This is a genomic window from Anaerolineae bacterium, assembly GCA_011176535.1.
Taxonomy (GTDB): Bacteria; Chloroflexota; Anaerolineae; order Anaerolineales; family DRMV01; genus DUEP01.
The window spans coordinates 1-4246 of the sequence record DUEP01000062.1 but is presented as its reverse complement, the minus strand read 5'-3'; the positions used below and the strand labels follow the sequence as shown (position 1 = coordinate 4246).

Below are 4246 nucleotides of genomic sequence, written 5' to 3'. Positions count from 1 at the left end.
GACACGCCCTGCTCATCGCGCCTACAGGCAGCGGCAAGACCGAGGCCGCACTGCTTTGGGCCGCCCGCCAGCGCCCCGCTCGGCTCTTCTACACCCTACCCTACCAGGCCAGCATGAACGCCATGTACGGCCGCTTGAGCCGGCTCTTTGATACCGAGCGGGTAGGGTTGCTCCACGGCCGCAGCACCCTGGCCCTCTACCGCTTCCTCATGGCTCAGGAATACACCCCCGACGCCGCCACGGCCACGGCCCGTGCCCTGCGCAACAAGGCCGGGCTGGCCTACTATCCCGTGCGGGTGTTTAGCCCCTACCAGATGCTCAAGGCCGCCTTCCAACTCAAGGGCTATGAGGCGCTACTGGCCGACTTTACCCGGGCGGCCTTTGTGTTTGACGAAATCCACGCTTACGAACCGCACCGCCTGGCCATGATTCTGGAAACCGTGGGCTACTTGGTGCGGCACTACGAAGCCTGCTTCCTGTTCATGTCGGCCACCTTCCCGCGCCCCATCCGCGAGCGCCTGCAGCATTTGCTGGGCACCGAGGCCCTCATCCGGGCCGATGCGGCTCTCTACCGCCACTTCCGCCGTCACCGCCTGCATCTGGCGGAGGGTGATCTGGCGGCGCCCGAAGGCCTGCGCCGCATCCGGGAAGCCATAGCCGCCGGGCAGCAAGTGCTCGTGGTGGTCAACACCGTGCGCAAAGCCCAGGAACTGTGGGCCGTTCTGCACCCTTGGGCCGAAGAGCAAGGTATCGAAGCCCATCTGCTGCACAGCCGCTTTACCGGCCAGGATCGGCTAAGCAAGGAACAAGCCATTTTGGACGCTGCCGGGCTGAACCAAACCGAGCGCCGCCCGCTGCTGGTCGTCGCCACCCAGGTGGTGGAAGTCAGCCTCAACCTGGATCTGGATGTCCTCTTCACCGACCCTGCACCGTTGGAGGCCCTGCTGCAGCGCTTTGGGCGGGTCAACCGCCTGGGGAAGCGCCCTCCGGCCGATGTGTTCGTCTTCCAAGAGATGGACGACGGCACCCGTCGGGTATATCGTCCGGCCGTGCAGGTGGAACGCACCTTAGAGGTGCTGCGCGAAGCCCCCGCAGGGCTGGTGGTGGACGAGGCGCGCATTCAAGATTGGCTGGATGCCGTGTATACCGGCGAAGTGTTGACCGCCTGGGAGGAAGCCTACGAGCAAAGCGCGGCGGAGTTCCGGCACAACTTTTTCGCCGACTTGCTACCCTTCCGGGGCAATCCGGCCTTGGCTGACCAGTTCCATCGTCTCTTTGACGGCGTAGAGGTGCTCCCCGAAGGGTTAATGGGAACCTGGGAGGCCCTGCGGGCCGAGCAGCCCATCGCCGCCGACGCCCTGCTGGTGCCCATCCGCTGGTACCAGTACCAACACCTGCTGGCCCGGGGCCTGGTCCTGCCTCCAGACAAGTCCGCCGACCTGCCCCCCGTGGTACGCGTGCCTTACGATGGAGAGAAGGGAATGTCCCTGTGGGAGGACGATGCCTACTGAAACGACAGTGTCAAGGGAAAAGGAGGAAATAGAGGCGTTTTAGGGGAACTCACAGGGGAAGAAGGGCGTTTGCCGCGCAGGTCGAGGTCAGTGAGCGTGGATGGGCGCCCCTTTGATGGGTGGAATGGCACCTTGCCATGGGAAGAAGACCCCCAGAGACACACCTCCCCCTTCCGGGAAGGCTTTTTCACCTTTCGGCAAGTCGCTCTGGACAGAGAAAAGGCAGAAGGGCTACGATTTCCCTTCCGGCCAGGGAGGCACTTCCTCCGGCAGGGCCGGTTTGCGGGGATATTTGGGGTAGAGGGTCACCCATTGGAGATCGTCACCAATGCCTAAGCGCATCAGGCAGTAGCGGGCGAACTGGGCGCGGCTCATGCCACGGCGTTGCCGGTCGTTCAGGCAATAGCCCCAAGGGAATTGATGAGCGATGCGTTCGGGGGTGCTGTGGCGGTAAGGGACGCCTTTGGAGAGCAGATGCCAGACGATGACGAGCAGACGGTGGGCGATGACCACAATGGCGTCGTTGGGATGTTTGCGGCGAATGAGTTCCTGGAATCGGCGCTGCCAGAGGGGATGACTGCGGACGGCGCGCCAGGCGACCTCGACCATGGCCCAGCGGAGGTCTTTGCGCCCCTCTTTGGTGATGGGTTTTGGGCGCTCCTTGACGCCGCTTTGATGGAGGCCGGGCGCGAGGCCGGCGTGACCGACCAGGTGTTTAGGGTAGGGGACGCGGGCGATATCACCGATGGCAGCCAATACGGTCATGGTGGTGACAATGCCAAAGCCGGACAGTTGCATAAGCAACAGGGCCTGAGAAGCCCAGGGTTCCAGCCGGGAAAGGGTGGCCGGGCGCTCGGTCGGGCACTGGATTTGGGCTTCGAGGTGGTCTTTAGTTTCCAGGTCGAGTTTGACCTGCCAGATACCGACGGGTCTGAAAGCCAAAGGTGGGCCGGGTTGGGCGCGGTCCCGGCCTGGCCTCTTTGGGTTCCGCTTTGTGTTACACGGAGGAGAGGGCCTATGCAAGTGCCCGAATTGTTGCAGGAGTTGGGCTGGCGCACGGTGCATTCTGAAACCCGCCCGTCACGCGAAGCCCACTACGCCCCCGTGCCCGAGTGGCTTCCCTCGCCTGTGAGGAACGCAGCGCGGCAGCAGTACCCGCGTGGACTGTTCACCCACCAGGTCCAGGCTCTGGAAGCCTGGCACCAGGGGAAACATGTGGCTCTGACCACCACCACGGCCTCGGGGAAGTCGCTGGTGTTCTTTCTGGCCGCGCTGGCCTTGCTGACGCGCGACACCAACGCACGCGTGGCCGTGTTGTACCCCCTCAAGGCGCTGGCCCGCGAACAAGCCCGGCGTTGGCAGGGCTGGCTGTCCCAAGTCGGCCTTCCCACCGGATGGGTGCAGCGCATCGACGGCGATATACGCACGGAACAACGGGAAGACGTTTTACGCGAAGCCCGCATTGTGCTGTTCACGCCCGATGTGGTGCACGCGTGGCTGCTGCTACATGTGACCAAGCCCGCGGTCATGGATTTCTTGCGCCGGTTGGCCCTCATTGTGGTGGATGAGGTGCACACTTACACCGGCGTGTTCGGCTCCAACGCGGCCTATCTCTTCCGCCGCTGGCGGCACCTCATGCGCCTGATTCGCGACGAAGAGCGCCAATGGATTGCGGCTTCGGCCACGGTGCGTGAGCCCGAAAACCACCTGGAGCAATTGTTCGGCCTGCCCTTCACCCTCATCGACGCGGCCCAAGACGGTTCGCCCCAACACCCCTTGCACATTCACCTGGTGGAACCGCCCTCAGGCCAGGACCTGCTGGCCGCGCTGGGCAACCTGTTCCAAGGATTGGCCATCCGAACACAGCACCGCTTCCTGGCCTTTACCAACAGCCGCAAGCAGGCCGAAATTCTGGCCGCGATCGTACAACGTACCACCAACAGGTCTCCCGACGAAGTGGACGACGCCCTGGCCATGCGGGAAATCGACCGCGTGAGCGCGGTGCTGGCCCACGCCCCCATTTTGCCCTATCGCGCCGGCTACGAAAGCGTGGATCGCTTCCTCATCCAACAACGCCTCAGCGAAGGCAGCCTTAAAGGGGTCATCAGCACCAGCGCGCTGGAAGCCGGGCTGGACATTGGCCACCTGGATGTGGCCGTGCTGGTGGGTGTGCCGCCGACCATGACCGCGTTCTTGCAACGCATCGGCCGCATCGGTCGGCAAGGCCACGGCCATGTGCTGGTGGTCAACACCGGCGACCCGCAGGACCAAACCCTGTTCCGCAATCCCGGGGAAGCCTTGCGCCGGCCCCCGGCCGAGAGCGCGCTGTATTTGCAAAACCGCTACTTGCAATACATCCATGTGCTGTGCCTAGCCCGCACTCAAGTTGGCGAGCACGACCGCTTGTTGGCCGCGCTGGGCCACGCGACCAACGGGGAGGCCTTCCGCTCGCCCATCGCATGGCCGGCGGGGTTCATGGAACGGTGCCATGAGGAACGCACCGGCCAAGTGCCGCGGGAATTGCGCAACTGGGCCGCCGGTAGCCAAAACGAGCACCCCCAATGGATTTACCCTCTACGGGATGTGGAGCCCCAGTTCGAGGTGTTCCAGGCCGAGCACGGAGCGTTCGACCAACGCCCACTGGGCAGACTTTCCTTCTACCAAGTGCTCAACGAAGCCTATCCGGGCGCGGTGTACTACTACGCCAGCGTGCCGTACCGGGTGTATCGGGTTTC

The 4246-nt window shown here is 63.9% G+C and carries 3 protein-coding genes; 2 read left to right on the top strand and 1 reads right to left on the bottom strand.

Annotated elements, in window-relative coordinates; genetic code table 11:
- On the top strand, window positions 1-1511 hold a 1511-nt coding region (gene cas3 / locus G4O04_06665; GenBank protein ID HEY58203.1), incomplete at its 5' end, for a CRISPR-associated helicase Cas3'.
- A 231-nt stretch (window positions 1512-1742) separates the two neighbouring features.
- Here the strand turns inward: cas3 and G4O04_06660 are convergent.
- Window positions 1743-2453: an IS110 family transposase gene (locus G4O04_06660; protein ID HEY58202.1), complete on the bottom strand. Its 711-nt coding sequence runs from the start codon at window positions 2451-2453 to the stop codon at window positions 1743-1745.
- 75 nt (window positions 2454-2528) lie between these two features.
- Here G4O04_06660 and G4O04_06655 point away from each other — a divergent pair.
- Window positions 2529-4246 (top strand): DEAD/DEAH box helicase (locus G4O04_06655; protein HEY58201.1); only part of this gene is annotated, 1718 nt, incomplete at its 3' end.